The following is a 15739-nucleotide window of genomic DNA, read 5'->3' on the forward strand; positions in this document are numbered from 1 at the left end:
GGCCCCATGGTCACGTTCACCACCGAACTTCTCGCCCTGGGCAACAATGTCGGCATCGAGGTTCCCGAGGACATCGTCCTCGGCTTCGGCGTGGGCAAGCGGGTCCCTGTCATCGTCACGATCGAAGGCTATTCCTATCCATCGACGACCGCGGTGATGGGCGGGAAGTACCTGCTCCCGCTGGCCAAGGAACACCGGGAGAAGATCGGCGTCGCCGGTGGTGAGACCCTCGATTCGCTGAGCTGACGCCTCATTCGCTGAGCTGATCACCCAGCGTCACTGATCACCCGGCGTCGTGCAGGGTCACTGCATAGCCGTCGGGATCGGCGATCGTGAAGGTCAGCCCGAAGGGGCTAGGAGCCGGCGCACGGAGGATCTCCACCCCCGCCTCGGCGAGGGAATCATGCAGCGCCTGCGCATCATCGCACCTCAGCCACAGCGCCACCCCGTTCCCCGGACGATCGCCGGAGTCGAGGTCGACGCCGGACAGCGGTTCGCGCACGGCGAAGGGGATCGGCGAGGTCGTGAACACGACTGCTCCGGGAGGGGCGGCCGGAGCTCGGGTCAACCCGAGCCGCGATTCATAGAACTGTGCGGCCGCTTCCACATTCCGCACCTGCAGGGCGATGAAATCCGGGCCGCTCACAGAGCCGGCCGACGTTGCGGCGGTGCTTCCCGTGCTGGTTGTCGCGGTTTCGGTCTTTTCAGTGTCGACTGTCTCGCTCATGACTGTCTCCTCTTTTCCTGACGGCCCGCCGTCTCGTGGAGGCCCTCTCATGATTTGAATGTCAGTGTCCTGACATAGATAAATATATGTCAGTATGCTTACATAGGGCAAGAGTGAAAGCATGGGAAAAGAGGGAGAACAATGCGCGAGGAAGCCGTGAAGCTCGAATCTCTGCTGGGCTATCAGCTCAAGCATCTGCAGACAGCGCTGCGCTCCCGGATGGACGAGACGCTGAGACCGCTGGAGCTGACCACGCCGCAGTACAACTGCCTCGAGCAGCTGCGGCGGCGGCCGGGGGCATCGAATTCCGAGCTCGCGCGCGGCGCGTTCGTCACCCGGCAGACGATGAATACGCTGCTGCGCGGACTCCAGGAACGGGGGCTGATCACGAGACCGGCCAAGGCGGAATCCGGCCGCGCCCTGCCCACTCGCCTCACCTCGACAGGCGTTGAGGCGCTCGATCAGGCGGTCTCCCGCGTCGAGGCGGTCACTGCTCGCATGGTCTCACCGCTCGACGAAGAGACTCGGACGATGGTCACCGAGGCGCTCGGCCGATGCATCGCGGCCCTCGAATAGCCGGAAGAAGCCGAAGAAGGCTGAGGCCACCTAAACGGCCGCGAGCTCCCGGTCCGCTCCTGCCCGAGCCGTCCGCGCTGGCCAGACGGCCATGCAGCACAGGCCGAGGAGTGCGCCGATGCCGGCGCCGAGAGTGTTCGTCACGAGGTCGCTGAGCGTGGCGAACCGAGTCTGCGTGAGCACGGTGCCTTGGAAGATCTCGATGGCGGCGCTGAAGCTCGCGCCGAAGAGGAATCCGAGCCACCAGCGCCGGCGCCCGAAGTGCAGGGCCGCGAGGAAGCCGAAGGGAATGAACATCGCCACATTGCCGAGCTTCTCGACCCGTTCATAGGTCAGCCAAGCCGTCTCGCGATGAGCGGCGAAGAGGTCGAGCAGATGCCCGATGAGCGTGTCCGGGCCGGTGCCCATCTGCTGCGGGGTCAGCGTGATGGCGGCGATGAAGAGTGTGTAGAGAACGAGAAGGGCCAGCGGCGCACCGACTGTGCGCTGATCACGAGCAGTCATCACCGACTAACTTACGGCCGAATCCTTGGCGCATCCTCAGATCCGGATATGACCCTGCTCTCATTGGAGACCATGCCCCTGCTCTCACCGAAACCCGCGACCCGGCCCTCACCGGACCTCGTGGTCGACGGGAACCCGGTCCATCCTCGGCGGCCAGATGATCATGACGATGAGCCCGAGCACCGCACCGATCCCGGCACCGAGGCTGTTCGTCACGAGGTCGCTGACCGTGGCGAAGCGCGTGGGTGAGAGCAGGGTCGCCTGAGTGCCCTCGATGAGGCACGTGAACGCGATCCCCGCGACCCAGCCGACCCACCAGCGGCTGCGGCCGAATTGGAGGGCCACGAGCAGGCCGAACGGGATGAACATTCCGACGTTCGCGAGCTTCTCGAGGATGTCGTAGTCGATCCACGCGGTCACCCGGTGGGAGGCGAGAAAATCGAGCAGCCCCATGATGAACGAGCCTGGGCCCGTGTCCATCTGGTTGGGTGTGAGCGTGACGAGGCCGATGAAGACCGTGTAGAGGATGAGCAGCGCCAATGGCACTGTCCGCAGCCTCCGCGTCGACCCCGTCATCGCTCCCCCTTGACCGACTAGACGGCTTCGACCGTGTCGAAGCTCGCGGTGTCGATGACGACGCGGAACTGCACGTCTCCGGCCACGACCCGGTCGTAGGCGGCGTCCGCCTCGGTGACGGGGATCGTCTCGATCTTCGCGGCGATGCCGTGCTCGGCGCAGAAGTCGAGCATCTCCTGGGTCTCGGCGATGCCGCCGATGTTCGATCCGGCGATCGCCTTGGCCCCGCCGATGACCGCACCGAAGGAGAACTGCTGCTTCTCGGGCGGCAGTCCGACGACGGCCATGACTCCGCGAGGCTTGAGCAGGCGGAGGTAGCGGTTGACGGGGATGTCGGCGCTGATCGTGTTGAGGATGAGGTCGAATTCGCCGGCGTGATCACCGAAGAAGTTCTCCTCGGTGGTCGCGAGCATCCGCTTCGCACCGAGTTCCAGTGCCGCGGCTTCCTTCTTCAGCGTGCGCGAGAGCACTGTTACCTCGGCGCCCATGGCCGCGGCGATCTGCACGCCCATATGGCCGAGTCCGCCGAGTCCGAGCACGGCGACCTGCTTGGGTGCGCCGTTCTTCTTCTCACCGGCGCCCCAGCGGTTGAGCGGCGCATAGGTGGTGATGCCCGCGCACAGCAGCGGCGCCGCGACGTCGAAATCGAGAGCGTCGGGGATGCGGCAGACGAAGCGTTCGTTGACGACGACCTTCTGCGCGTATCCGCCCTGAGTGATCGTGCCGTCGACGTCTTCGACGTTGTACGTGCCGACCTGTCCGTTCAGGCAGTTCTGCTCCTGACCGGCGACGCATTCCTCGCACTCTCCGCAGGAATTGACCATGCAGCCCACGCCCACGCGGTCGCCGACCTTCCAATCGGTGACGTCTGAGCCCACGGCCTCGACGATGCCGGCGATCTCGTGGCCGACGGTGAGCGGGAAGTGCGCTTCGCCCCATTCGTTGCGGATGGTGTGGATGTCGCTGTGGCAGATGCCTGCGGCCTTGATGTCGATGACGACGTCATCGGGTCGGGGATCCCGGCGTTCGATCGTGGCCACGCGGAACGGCTCGTCCGGTCCCGTCTTCTGCAGTGCCTTGACGCTGATGCTCATGTGATCTCCTTGGATTCCATGTCCGTTGCTGGGCCACAACGTCCAGCGCTTGCGGCTCGCAGTCTATTCCATGCACGTGGACTTATTCTTCACTCGTCAGTTCGTCACGCCGCCCCATCGTTCGGCTCAGTCCTTGATCGCCCGCTCGCCGATGCTCAGGTCGAGGGGGAAATCGACGGGGGCGTCCCCGAACAGCAATCGACCCGCCGAGGCGGCCGCCGCCCTGATCGCCTCCGCCGCCTGATCGGCCTGTTCGGCCGGGGCATGGACGATGACCTCGTCATGGAGGAAGAAGACGAGGTGGGCTCGGCGGGAGAAGACCGGCCCCGAGGCGGCCGCCGGGTGAGCAGCCACCCGACTTTCCGGTGCCCCATCGATCTCCGGCAGCCGTTCCAGGCGCAGCCGCAGGTCCGCCAGCCAGGCCAGTGCCCATTCGGCAGCGGTGCCCTGCACGACGAAGTTCCGGGTGAATCTTCCGTGGTCTCCGGCGGCCCGCCGTGCTCTCTGCTCATCGGCGCCGGTGGCGTCGAAGCGGTTCGCTGCCCTCTGCAGTCTCTGCCACCCCTCGCTCGGAGGTGGGGAGGTCCGACCCAACCAGGTGGACACGACTCCTCCCTGTCGTCCCGCCTCGGCGGCGGAATCGACGAGGTGCATCGCCGCGGGGAAATTCTGCCGCAGCCGCGGCACCAGGGCCCCGGCCTCACCGGTCGTGGACCCGTACATCGCACCGAGGACGGCGATCTTCGCCTCCTGCCTGGTGGCCACGACACCGGCGTCGACGAGCCCGGAGTAGAGGTCGCGTCCGAAACCGGCCTCGGCCATCGCCCGGTCACCGGACATTGCGGCGAGCGCGCGGGGTTCGAGCTGAGCGACATCGGCGGAGACGAGCCGCCACCCTTCGTCGGCGCGGAGAGCCGGCCGCAGCTGCCGCGGAATCTGCAGGGCTCCTCCCCCGCTGGCGGCCCACCGCCCCGTGACGACTCCACCGGGCACATAAACGGGCCGGTAGCGGCCCTCATCGACCCACTCGTCGAGCCAGTGCCAGCCGTTGGCCGACAGCAGACGCGCCATCTTCTTGTACTCGAGGAGGGGTTCGATCGCGGGATGCTCGCTCGTCCGCAGCTCCCATTTCGAGGTCGAAGCGACGTTGATTCCCGCATTCCGCAGGGCCGCAAGCAGCCGGTTCGGCGAATCGAGGTTGACCCGCGGATCGTCGAGGGCGGCCCGCACCTCCTCGACCTTGGCCAGCATTTTCGACGGCTTCCCGTCGCGGATCGGCCGGGGTCCGAGCAGTTCGGTCAGTATCCGGTCGTGTTCGGCTTCGTCCCAGGGCACTCCGGCCGCGCGCATCTCTGCGGCGACGAGTCCTCCTGCCGATTCCGCGGCCAGCAGCAGCCGCAGCCGTCCGGAATCGCTCGCGGTCTCGATCGCGGTTGTCTGCCGGGCATATTCGGCCAGGGCCGCCTCGAGATCGTGCGGAACCTGGGGGATGAAACCGCGCCCGGCATCGACGTCGAAGAGAGCGGCCGCCTGTTCGGGTGCGGCGGCATCGGCGGGCGCGGCGTCCCAATCGGAGGCAGCGCGCAGCGCCTCGGGCGCGGTGACGAGTTCGGAGCGGGCGAGTATTGCGTGTGTCAGCCGCAGATCGTGGCAGCGCTCGATGCTCACTCCGGCAGCCAATAGGGGCGGATACCACTTCGGGGTGTCGCTGAAGATCCACCGCGGGCGGACCCAGTTCTGTTCTCCCTCAGTCCCGTTCCGCCCTCCCCCGGCCCCGGTCTCACGGTCACGGACATGGTCGGGCAGGGCATCCTCGGCGAGGTCGATCCGACCGATCTCCCGACCTTCACGGTCGAGGTCGACGATCCCGATCCGACGGCCCTCGAACCCGGGGCCGGGCAGCGTACCGAGCACGCAGGCGGCGGGCGGCTGATCGGGGGCGGAGGTCATGGATCCAGCCTACGCCGCGGGCCCTCTTCGACCGCCTCCTGCAAGCCCGCCCGCACCGTGCCTGCTCGCCTGTCCGCACCCTGACCCTGGCCGTCTGCGGCGAACGTGATCCTGGTAACGTCAAGAGCGAATTCCGGGTGCCGAACTCCGCTCGAAAGGCATGAACCACGACATGGACGTTGTCTCCTCTCTCACCTCCGCCCTGCCGGCCGACGCCGTCATCACCGATCCCGATTCGATGGACGCCTATCGTTGGGACCGGGCGAACGATCCCGACGCCGGGGTGCCCGTCGCCGTGGTCCGGGCGACCTCCACCGAAGAGGTGCAGACGGTGGTGCGCATCGCCGCCGAGGCGAAGATCCCGATCGTGCCCCGCGGTGCCGGATCCGGCCTGTCGGGAGGCAGCTCCGCGATCGACGACGGAATCGTACTGTCCCTGGACAAGATGCGCGAGATCAGCATCGACCCGATCACCCGTATGGCCACCGTCCAACCGGGCGCCTTCAACGCCGAGGTCAAGGCCGCCGCGGCCGAGCACGGCCTGTGGTACCCGCCGGACCCCTCATCTTTCGAGTTCTGCTCCATCGGCGGCAACATCGCCACGAACGCCGGCGGACTGTGCTGCGTGAAGTACGGCGTGACCACGGACTACGTCCTCGGAATGACCGTCGTCCTCGCCGACGGTCGGGCTGTGAAGCTCGGCGGACCCCGGCTCAAGGACGTCGCCGGTCTGCCCCTGACGAAGCTGTTCGTCGGCTCGGAGGGAACCTTGGGCGTGATCACCGAGGTGACCCTGCGTCTCATCCCCGCCCAGCTGCCCCCGACGACCGTCGTCGCGATGTTCCCGAAGCTCGCCGACGCCACGAACGCCGTCCTCGACATCGCAAAGGCCATGCGGCCCTCGATGCTCGAATTCATGGACAAGCCCTCGATCAACGCTGTCGAGGACGAGCTGAAGATGGGCCTCGACCGTGAGGCCGAGGGCATGCTCGTCATCCAGTCCGACGAACCCGGCGAGCACGCGGGCGCGCAGGCGGCGATCATCGAAGAGATCTGCAACAGCAACGCAGCCTCCGAGTGCTACCTCACCACCGACCCCGAGGAGAGCGAAGCCTTCGTCACGGCCCGCCGGATCGCGATCCCGGCCGTGGAGAAGAAAGGTGCGCTGCTGCTCGAGGACGTCGGCGTTCCGCTGCCGAAGCTCGGCGATCTGGTGCTCGGCATCGAGAAGATCTCGGCCGACCGCGACGTGACGATCGCCGTCATCGCCCACGCCGGCGACGGCAACACGCACCCGCTGCTCGTCCTCGACCCGAAGGATGAGGAACAGCAGAAGCGCGCGCAGATCGCCTACGGCGAGGTCATGGACCTGGCCACCGGCCTCGGCGGCACGATCACCGGCGAGCACGGCGTCGGCCGGCTCAAGGCCCCGTGGCTCGCGCCCTACCTCGGCGAGGACGTCATGGATCTCAACCACAAGATCAAGCAGGCCCTCGATCCGGACAACATCTTCAACCCGGGATCGGTCTACACCGGGCTCGTGTGAGGACCCTGCCGGGCGAGGTCAGTGCCGCCCCGGTTAGGGCATTGCCGCCTCGGCGGAGGGATTACGTGGAAGAATCTCAAGCATGGTGTCGAATCGACGTTGATTCGATCGTCTTCACGATGAGCGGCCGAAACGCGGCCGCACAGAAGGAACGGAGCGAACCATGCGCTACTCACTGATCTTCCACGCACCCGAGCCCGGAGCCGACGGCCCCGCCCCCTCCGCAGAGGACATCCAGGAGATGATGCGCCTCATGGACGACTTCGGCCAGGCCCTGACCTCGGCCGGAGTCTTCGTCGCCTGGGAGATGCTCGCACCCCACACCGAAACGAAGACCGTGACCCGGCGGACGGGCGAGGTCGTCATCGAGGACGGGCCCTTCGCCGCGGCGAAGGAGGCCCTGGCCGGGGTCGTCGTCATCGACGTGCCCGACACCGAGGCGGCACTGGCCTGGGCCGAGAAGTTCCCCGGCACGGACTACGGCACGATCGAGGTCCGCCCCGCCGCAACCTCGTTTGTCGACGGGGCCTGGACCCGACCGGGCCAGTCCTCCTGACCGCCTCACCGAGATGACCGAGCCCGCAGAGATCACGGATCCTGCCGAACGCGCGATGATCCTGTCCCAGGACGGCTGGGGCAGGATCATCGCGCTCATCGCGGCCGCCGACGGTGATATCTCCGGCGCCGAGGATGCCCTGTCCACTGCGCTCGAACGTGCCGTCACAGCGTGGCGGGACCAGGGACCGCCCGCCAATCCGGAAGGCTGGCTCTACCGTGTGGCGCTCAATGCCCGCCGAGACGTGTGGAAATCGGCGGCGGCGCGGACCTCGACCGCCCTCGACGAGGAGACGATCGACCGCCTCGGCGCCGGTGCCTCCGAACTCGGGACCGATCACGGCGACCCCGACGCCCTGCCCGACCGTCGACTCGAACTCCTCGCCGCGTGCGCTCATCCGGACATCGACCCGCCGGCACGGCCGCTGCTCATGCTCTCGGCTGTAATGGGGATGACGGCGAAGCAGATCGCCTCTGCCATGGCCCTGCCCGCTGCCACCGTCTCCGCTCGCCTGACCAGGGCGAAGAAGCGTGTGGCCGGTCTCGGCGTCGCCTTCGGCAGTCCCGACCGCCTCGACTTCGAATCCCGTCTTCCCGATGTGCACGAGACGATCTACGGAGCCTTCGCCAGCGAATGGGCTCATGCGGCGACCCAGCCCCGAGACGGAATGATCGGCGAAGCCCTCTACCTCTCACGCCTCGTCGCGCAGCTGTGCCCCGGCGACGGCGAATCCCACGGACTGGCCGCCCTCATCCACCTCTCCGCCGCCCGCTTCCCCGCTCGCCGCAGCAAGGCCGGAGAATTCGTTCCCCTCTCCGATCAGAACCCCGACCTCTGGGACCGCACACTCACAGAGGCGGGCGAGCGCCACCTCGTCGAGGTCCACCGCTGCGGACACGTCGGTCGCTTCGGACTCGAGGCGGCCATCCAGCTCCTCCATATGGCAGGGATCCGCACCGGATCCACGGACTGGCCGATGCTCCTGCGCCTCCACGACGACCTCGAGGCCATCGCCCCGAGCCTCGGCGGCTCGGTCTCCCGCGCGGCCGTCCTCGCGGAGGTCGACGGCCCCGAGGCGGGACTGTCGGCACTCGACGCGCTCGACGCCGACTCGAAACGTCTCTCGGCCTTCCAACCGGCCTGGGTGCTGCGGGCTCATCTGCTGACCCGCCTCGGCCGCACCGAAGAGGCGGCCGCCGCCCGTCGGCGCGCCCTCGACCTGACCACCGACCCTGCCGAACGCGCCTACCTCTCAGTAGGGCTCACCTGAGACGGAGGTCACCTCGTCTTCGGGATGGGCGGGGGTACGGCATATGATGGTGAAATCAATCCACAGACTCCGAAACCCTTCTGCATGCACAATTCCTCTCAGACCGAACCGTCGCCGGCGCCCCAGGGCACCTCTCAGGGCTTCGCCCATGCGAAGGCGATCCTCTTCGGCGAACACGCGGTCGTCTACGGCTCCCCTGCCGTCGCCGTGCCGCTGCACGGCCTCGGAGTCCAGGCCGATATCCGCCGGTCCCCGCATCAGGAGACCCGGATCGAGAGTCAGCTGTTCTCCGGCACCGCGCAGACCGCTCCGGAGCCGATGGGTCCCGTCGTCGCCGGACTGAACGCCGCGCTCAAGGCCGTCGGCGATCCCGACGCCGAGGTGGAGCTGCTCATCCGTTCGGCGATCCCCCACAGCCGCGGCTTGGGGTCGAGCGCCGCCGTGGCCACCTCCGTGGCCCGCGCCGTTGCGAACCTGCATTCAACGGCCTTCGACGAGGAGACCCTCCACGAGATCGTGCAGGCGGCCGAAACCGTCGCCCATGGCCGCCCCAGCGGAATCGACGCCTGGGCCGTGGCGAAACCCGCCCCCATCCGCTTCCAGACCGGGTGCGCACAGACCATCGACGTCGGTCAGCGCCTCGTCTTCGTCCTCGCGGACTCCGGTCATCACGGTTCCACCGCCGAGGCGGTCGGAGGGGTCCGTGCCCGCCGTGACGCCGATCCCACGCGCATCGGCGGAATGATCGACCGTCTGGCCGCACTCACGGATGCCGCCGTCGACGACATCCGCTCCGGTGATCGGGCGACGATCGGTGCACGCATGATCGAAGCGCACAGCCTCCTCGGCGAGATCGGGGTCTCGACCCCGACCCTGGATTCTCTCGTCGACGCCGCCACCGCGGCCGGAGCCCGGGGAGCCAAGCTCACCGGCGGCGGGCTCGGCGGCTGCGTTCTGGCCCTGGCCGATGACGATGTTTCGGCCGAAGAACTCGCCGAAGCCCTGCGCAAGGCGGGAGCACCCCGCACCTGGACGACGGAGGTCAGACCGACATGAGAACGACGACGGCGCGGGCCTATCCGAACATCGCCCTGGTCAAGTACTGGGGCAAGGCCGATGAGGAGCTCATCCTGCCCGCTGCGGGCAGCCTGTCGCTGACCCTCGACCACTTCGAGACCACAACCACCGTGGTGCCCGCTCCGGACGCGTCCTCCGATGTCCTCGAACTCGACGGCACCCTCGCCGATGCCGGTCAGACGGACCGGATCTCCACCTTCCTCGACCATGTCCGCGCTCTGGCCGGACGAGATGACCGGGTCCTCGTCCGGTCCCGCAACTCAGTGCCCACGGGTGCCGGCCTGGCCTCCTCGGCGTCGGGATTCGCGGCTCTGGCCACAGCGGCCGCCGCGGCGTTCGACCTCGATCTCGATCCGAAGGACCTCAGCCGTCTGGCACGCCGCGGTTCAGGCTCGGCCTGCCGCTCGATTCCCGACGGAATCGCCGTCTGGCATGCCGGCGACGATGCCTCCTCCTTCGCCGAGACGGTGCCCGCCCCGGATATGCGGATGATCATCGTCACCGTCAACCGGGCCCGGAAGGCCGTGTCCTCCCGCGAGGCCATGCGCCTGACCGCCGCCACCTCTCCCTTCTACTCCGGCTGGGTGTCCTCGACCGAGGACTATCTGGAGCAGATGGTCGCCGCCTGCGCCGCCGGGGACTTCACCCGCATCGGTGAGATCACCGAATCCCACGCCCTGCGCATGCACGGCCTCATCCAGTCCACCGTGCCGCCGATCCGCTTCCTCAACCCGACCAGCCACGCGATCTTCGACGCCGTGGCCGAGGCCCGCGAGAACGGGATCGAAGCCTATTCCACAGCCGATGCCGGCCCGAACGTCGCCGTCATCGTCCGCCCCCATGACGCCGAGGCGCTGGCCGAGAAGCTCTCCGGCTTCGGCGACGTCCGCGTCGTGGGCCCCGGACCGGGAGCCCACCTGCTCACCGCCGATGACGAAGTCCCGCCCGCAGACGCAGCAACCACGGCTGCGGGTGAAGGCAGCCGGGCATGATCGAGACCCGGGCCCCCGGCAAGCTGTTCATCGCCGGCGAGTACGCCGTCGTCGAACCCGGACAACCCGCCGTCCTCATCGCCGTCGACCGGTGCATCACCGTGCGGCTGACCGAGAGCGAAGGCGCCGGCCGCATCCATTCGAGCGAATACGGCCAGGCTCCCGTCATCTGGCGGCGCGAAGACGATGGTGAGCACATCATCGTCGATGAGCGTCCCTTCGACTATGTGCTCTCGGCGATCTCCACCGTCGAAGAGCTGCGCTCCGGCCGCGGTGCCCGCCCCCGCTACTTCGATCTCGAGATCTCCAGCGAACTCAATGACGCCGACGGGCGGAAGTTCGGTCTCGGTTCCTCAGCGGCGGTGACCGTGGCGACGATCGCCGCTCTCGATGAGTTCTACGAACTCGGCCTCACCCTCACCGAACGCTTCAAACTCGCGGTCCTCGCGACCATCGCGATCTCCACGAAGGCCTCCGGCGGCGATCTTGCCGCCAGCACCTTCGGCGGTTGGATCCGCTACTCCTCCCCGGACCGTGCTGCCCTGCACGCTCACCGCGAAGCCCACGGGGTCGTCTCCGCCATGACCTGCGCAGAATGGGCCGGCTGCTCGGCCAGGCGCGTCACCCCGCCGAGCTCGGTCGACCTCCTCGTCGGCTGGACCGGGTCACCTGCCTCGACCGAACATCTCGTCAAACGCGTGCACACCCCGAGTGAGCGAACGGACGAATCCTCTGCCGAGTACTCCGAGTCGACCCCTGCACCGGAGAAGCCCCGCCCGCTCGTGTCCTTCGCCGCGGAGTCCCATACTCTCGTCGACGATCTCGTGGCTGCCTTCGATGCCGACGACGCCGAGGCCGGTATGACCACGATCCGCTCAGTGCGCGCCCTGCTGCAGCGTTTGAGCGACTCGACGGGCAGCCTCATCGAAACCGAAGCCCTGCACGATCTGTGCGAGATCGCCGAGACCCACGGTGCCGCCGCGAAGCCGTCGGGCGCCGGCGGCGGTGACTGCGGAATCGCCCTCGCCCACTCCCACACCGAAGCGCAGACCATTCTCAGCGGCTGGGAAGCCGCCGGAATCCGACCACTAGACCTCGGTGCCCACCGAGAGGAAGGCGAGATCGATGAGTTCTGAGACCCCGGCATCGGTTGAGACACCGGAGGCCAAGGCCTCCCGGGCCTCCCGCAAAGACGACCACGTTCGCCTCGCCTCGGCGCAGCAGACCGAAGGCCCCCGCCGCACCGACTTCGACGACCTCGAGTTCGTCCACCATGCGCTCTCGGGCACGAGCCCCGAACGCGTCGACCTCAGCGTCGAACTGGGCGAGTGGACCTGGCCGACTCCCTTCTATGTCAATGGCATGACCGGCGGCACGGAGACCACGGCGAAGATCAACCGGGACCTGGCCATCGCCGCCGCCGAGACCGGTCTGCCCATGGCCTGCGGATCGATGAGCGTGGCGCTCGACGATGCCGAAGCTGCGAAGGGCTTCACCGTCATCCGTGAGGAGAACCCGGACGGCTTCGTCATGGGCAACCTCGGTGCCGGTCGCAGCGCCGATGATGCCCGCCGCGCCGTCGAACTGCTGGGCGCCGATGCCCTCCAGCTGCACATCAACCCCGTGCAGGAGACCGCGATGCCCGAAGGCACCCGCGACTTCTCCACGTGGCTGTCCGGGCTCGAGGACATCGTCGCCGCCTGTCCCGTGCCCGTCGTCGTCAAAGAGGTCGGATTCGGCCTCAGCCGCCGCACCCTCACGCTGCTCGCCGAGATCGGAGTCCAGTTCGCCGATGTCTCCGGCGCCGGAGGCACGGACTTCCTGCGCATCGAAAACGATCGCTCACCGGCCGCTGACTTCTCCATGCTCACCGGCTTCGGCCAGTCGGCACTCGCCTGCCTGCTCGACGCCCCACCCGAGTGGACGACGGAAACGACGATGGACGACGGAGTCTCGAACCGCGTGCTCCTGGCCTCCGGCGGAGTGCGCAACCCCTATGATGTCGTGAAGGCACTGGCCTGCGGTGCTCGCGCCGTCGGCGTCGCCGGCACGTTCCTGCAGACCGTGCTCGACCACGGTCCGGACGGGCTCGTCGACCTCGTGCGCACCTGGCAGACTCAGACCTCGGCTCTGTTCGCCCTGCTCGGGGCCGAACGATCCACGGATCTCACCGGCACGGACCTGCTCACTCGGGGCCGCCTCGGCGAGTTCGTCCGTCTGCGCGGAATCGACGCCACCGCGCTCTCGCACCGCACCGACGCTCTTTCGAGGAGGAATCAGCTGTGAATCAGCAGACCACGATCACCGGGATCCCGACCACGTGGGTCGGTCCCCTGCGGGTCAGCGGCGAAGCGCTGGCTCCGAACGGCACCCACACCGAGGTGGCTGTGCCCCTGGCAACGTATGAGACCCCGCTGTGGCCCTCCGTGGGTCGCGGGGCGTCGATCTCGCGTGAGATCGAGGGCGGGATCCGCACCGTCATCGTCGATGAGCGGATGACCCGGTCCGTGCTGTTCGTGGCCGAATCCGCCATCGGCGCCGAGGCGGCCTCGCGCGCCATCCGCCACCGGACTCCCGAACTCGAAGCGGTCGTCGAAGCCGGTTCCAATCACTGCCGGCTCATCGAGATCCATCCCGAGATCGTCGGCAACCTGCTCTTCGTCCGTTTCGCCTTCCGCACGAATGACGCCTCGGGCCACAACATGGTCACCCAGGCTTCGGATTCGCTCATGGAGCGCATCCTGTCGTGGAATCTCGGACTCGACTACGGGTCGGTCTCCGGCAACTTCTGCTCGGACAAGAAGGCCACCGCGGTCAACGGAATCCTCGGACGCGGACGCAATGTCGTCGCCGAGATCCTCCTGCCCCATGAGGTCGTCGAGCGCCGCCTGCGCTCGACCGCGGAGAAGATGACGGAGATCGTCATCCGCAAGGACCTCGTCGGTTCGACGATCGCGGGCGCCCTGCGCTCGGCGAACGCCCACTATGCGAATATGCTGCTCGCGTTCTACCTGGCCACGGGTCAGGATGCCGCGAACATCGTCGAAGGCTCGCAGGGAATCACGTACGCGGAGAACCGCCCCGAAGGCCTGTACTTCTCGACGACTCTGCCGCACCTCATCGTCGGCACCGTGGGCAACGGCAAGGATCTGCCTCATGTCGATGAGGCGCTGGAGCGTCTCGGCTGCCGCGAAGATCGCGAGCCGGGAGCGAATTCACGTCGCCTGGCAGCGCTCATGGCCGCCACCGTGCTCTGCGGTGAGCTGTCCCTGCTGGCCGCGCAGACGAACCCGGGTGAGCTGATGGACACTCACCGTCAGATGGAACGCAAGGCTGATGAGCAGCGCGCTGCCGAGACTCAGCGAGAGGACGGCGAGGCCGCATGACTTCAGGCACTGCACCGATCGGCATCGACGACATCGAACTGGCCACCAGCCATCATGTCGTCAAGCTCGATGACTTCGCCGAGGCGAACGGCACCGATCCTGCGAAGTTCCACCTCGGACTCGGCCAGGACGAGTTCAGCTTCCCGGCTCCCGACGAGGACGTCGTGACCATGGCTGCCGCGGCCGCCGCGCCGATCATCGCGCGCAGCGGAACCGAGGGCATCCGCACCCTGCTGTTCGCCACCGAATCGGGAATCGACCAGTCGAAGGCTGCGGGCATGGCCGTGCATTCGCTGCTCGAGCTGCCGTCGCAGATGCGGGTCGTCGAGGTCAAAGAGGCCTGCTATTCGGCGACTGCGGCCCTGCAGGCCGCCGTCGGCATCATCACGCGCTCTCCGGGTCAGCGGGTGCTCGTCATCGCCTCGGATGTCGCCCGCTATGAGCTCGACACCCCCGGTGAACCCACTCAGGGCGCCGGTGCCGTGGCGATGCTCGTCTCTGCGAATCCGAAGCTGCTCGAGATCGAGCCGGTCTCCGGTCTCAACTCGGCCGATGTCGATGACTTCTGGCGCCCGAACGATTCGACGACCGCGATCGTCGACGGTGCTCTGTCGGTGACCGCCTACCTCGATGCGCTCACGGGAGCCTGGACCGATCTGGCCGCTCAGGGCGGACCGGAGATGGCCGAGATCGACCGTGTGCTCTACCACCAGCCGTTCACGAAGATGGCGAAGAAGGCGCAGGTCCACCTCGCCGGCCTCACCGGTGAGGATCTCGACACGGAGATCGTCGCGGGGGGTTCCGGCGCTGCCGGTACTGACGTTTCGAACGTCGCTGCTGCCGGCCCGCGCGATACGGGACTGGCCACGAGCACCTTGTACAACCGTCGCCTCGGCAACTCCTATACAGCTTCTCTCTACGCGGGACTGTGTTCGCTGCTCGATCACGATGAGGATCTCGCGGGCAAGCGCATCGGACTCTTCAGCTACGGCTCGGGCAGCGTCGGTGAATTCTTCACCGCTCGCGTCGTCCCCGGCTACGAGCAGCATTCGCGCCGTCAGGCCGTAACGGAGGCCCTCGACGCCCGCGTGCCGCTGTCCATTGATGAGTATCGCGCCCTTCACGCCGCTGAACTCTCCAGCGCCGAGGACGTCTCGACTCCGAAGGTGACCGCGGGACCGTTCCGCTTCGCCGGAATCAAAGGCCGCGCCCGCCTTTACGAGCGCGCCTGAGCCTGCTCCCCGGCTCCTGACGCCGACCCCACGTGGAAGGCCGCCAACCAGCACCATTTCGCGTTCTGCACGGTTTAGGGTGAGCAGCCCTGTTTCAAACTAGGGCTGCTCACCTCAAACAGTGCCGTTGGCGCTGGCTACCCGCGCCAGCCGCTGAGCGGCACTCGCACCCACTGCTACAGACACGTGCTACAGACACGAAGAAGCCCCTCACCGGACCTTCTGCAGATCCCGGTGAGGGGCTTCTCATTCG

Annotated in this window: 16 protein-coding genes; 11 read left to right on the top strand and 5 right to left on the bottom strand. The window is 67.5% G+C overall.

Annotated features, from left to right (window positions below):
• The first annotated feature begins 6 nt into the window (after nt 1–6).
• The gene (locus BEP01S_RS02425) at nt 7–246 is read left to right on the top strand and encodes a DUF1905 domain-containing protein (protein WP_244882024.1); all 240 of its coding nucleotides are present in this window, start codon (nt 7–9) and stop codon (nt 244–246) included.
• Nucleotides 247–283: 37 nt separating this feature from the next.
• Here BEP01S_RS02425 and BEP01S_RS02430 read toward each other — a convergent pair whose 3' ends face one another.
• On the bottom strand, nt 284–727 hold the full coding sequence (locus tag BEP01S_RS02430; protein WP_083532461.1) for a VOC family protein: 444 nt from the start codon (nt 725–727) through the stop codon (nt 284–286).
• A gap of 141 nt (nt 728–868) precedes the next feature.
• Between BEP01S_RS02430 and BEP01S_RS02435 the strand changes: the two genes are divergently transcribed.
• A complete protein-coding gene (locus tag BEP01S_RS02435) occupies nt 869–1303 on the top strand; it encodes a MarR family winged helix-turn-helix transcriptional regulator (protein WP_062240233.1) in 435 nt (144 codons plus the stop codon).
• 30 nt (nt 1304–1333) lie between these two features.
• On the opposite strand, the gene BEP01S_RS02440 is transcribed toward BEP01S_RS02435, so the two are convergent.
• The 4 genes from BEP01S_RS02440 to BEP01S_RS02455 all read right to left on the bottom strand — a co-directional run bounded on the left by BEP01S_RS02440 (nt 1334) and on the right by BEP01S_RS02455 (nt 5427).
• Nucleotides 1334–1807, bottom strand: coding sequence for a VanZ family protein (locus BEP01S_RS02440; protein ID WP_062240235.1), 474 nt, complete (start codon nt 1805–1807; stop codon nt 1334–1336).
• Nucleotides 1808–1915: 108 nt separating this feature from the next.
• On the bottom strand, nt 1916–2383 hold the full coding sequence (locus tag BEP01S_RS02445) for a VanZ family protein (protein WP_244882025.1): 468 nt from the start codon (nt 2381–2383) through the stop codon (nt 1916–1918).
• A 17-nt stretch (nt 2384–2400) separates the two neighbouring features.
• Complete coding sequence (locus BEP01S_RS02450) at nt 2401–3477, bottom strand: NAD(P)-dependent alcohol dehydrogenase (protein WP_062240238.1); 1077 nt, start codon at nt 3475–3477, stop codon at nt 2401–2403.
• Between the two features lie 126 nt (nt 3478–3603).
• On the bottom strand, nt 3604–5427 hold the full coding sequence (locus tag BEP01S_RS02455; RefSeq protein ID WP_062240241.1) for a bifunctional 3'-5' exonuclease/DNA polymerase: 1824 nt from the start codon (nt 5425–5427) through the stop codon (nt 3604–3606).
• Between the two features lie 160 nt (nt 5428–5587).
• On the opposite strand from BEP01S_RS02455, the gene BEP01S_RS02460 reads away from it, so the two are divergent.
• From BEP01S_RS02460 to BEP01S_RS02500, 9 genes are all read left to right on the top strand, one after another.
• Nucleotides 5588–6973, top strand: a complete 1386-nt coding sequence (locus BEP01S_RS02460; protein ID WP_241896956.1) for an FAD-binding oxidoreductase — start codon at nt 5588–5590, stop codon at nt 6971–6973.
• A 163-nt stretch (nt 6974–7136) separates the two neighbouring features.
• Complete coding sequence (locus BEP01S_RS02465) at nt 7137–7529, top strand: YciI family protein (protein WP_062240244.1); 393 nt, start codon at nt 7137–7139, stop codon at nt 7527–7529.
• A gap of 13 nt (nt 7530–7542) precedes the next feature.
• A complete protein-coding gene (locus BEP01S_RS02470; protein WP_062240247.1) occupies nt 7543–8799 on the top strand; it encodes an RNA polymerase sigma factor in 1257 nt (418 codons plus the stop codon).
• An 84-nt stretch (nt 8800–8883) separates the two neighbouring features.
• Complete coding sequence (gene mvk / locus BEP01S_RS02475) at nt 8884–9855, top strand: mevalonate kinase (RefSeq protein WP_167348247.1); 972 nt, start codon at nt 8884–8886, stop codon at nt 9853–9855.
• The gene (gene mvaD / locus BEP01S_RS02480) at nt 9852–10868 is read left to right on the top strand and encodes a diphosphomevalonate decarboxylase (protein ID WP_062240251.1); all 1017 of its coding nucleotides are present in this window, start codon (nt 9852–9854) and stop codon (nt 10866–10868) included. Before mvk ends, mvaD begins: the two co-directional genes overlap by 4 nt.
• Entirely contained in the window at nt 10865–12004 is a 1140-nt protein-coding gene (locus BEP01S_RS02485) for a phosphomevalonate kinase (RefSeq protein WP_062240253.1), read from the top strand. The genes mvaD and BEP01S_RS02485 overlap by 4 nt, the downstream gene beginning before the upstream one ends.
• Nucleotides 11994–13154 (top strand): type 2 isopentenyl-diphosphate Delta-isomerase, encoded by a 1161-nt coding sequence (fni, locus tag BEP01S_RS02490; RefSeq protein ID WP_062240255.1) that lies wholly within the window; start codon nt 11994–11996, stop codon nt 13152–13154. The genes BEP01S_RS02485 and fni overlap by 11 nt, the downstream gene beginning before the upstream one ends.
• The gene (locus BEP01S_RS02495; RefSeq protein ID WP_062240256.1) at nt 13151–14254 is read left to right on the top strand and encodes a hydroxymethylglutaryl-coenzyme A reductase family protein; all 1104 of its coding nucleotides are present in this window, start codon (nt 13151–13153) and stop codon (nt 14252–14254) included. Before fni ends, BEP01S_RS02495 begins: the two co-directional genes overlap by 4 nt.
• Complete coding sequence (locus tag BEP01S_RS02500) at nt 14251–15486, top strand: hydroxymethylglutaryl-CoA synthase (protein ID WP_062240258.1); 1236 nt, start codon at nt 14251–14253, stop codon at nt 15484–15486. Before BEP01S_RS02495 ends, BEP01S_RS02500 begins: the two co-directional genes overlap by 4 nt.
• Nucleotides 15487–15739 lie beyond the last annotated feature (253 nt).

The sequence above is a fragment of the Brevibacterium epidermidis NBRC 14811 genome (assembly GCF_001570805.1).
Taxonomy (GTDB): Bacteria; Actinomycetota; Actinomycetes; order Actinomycetales; family Brevibacteriaceae; genus Brevibacterium; species Brevibacterium epidermidis.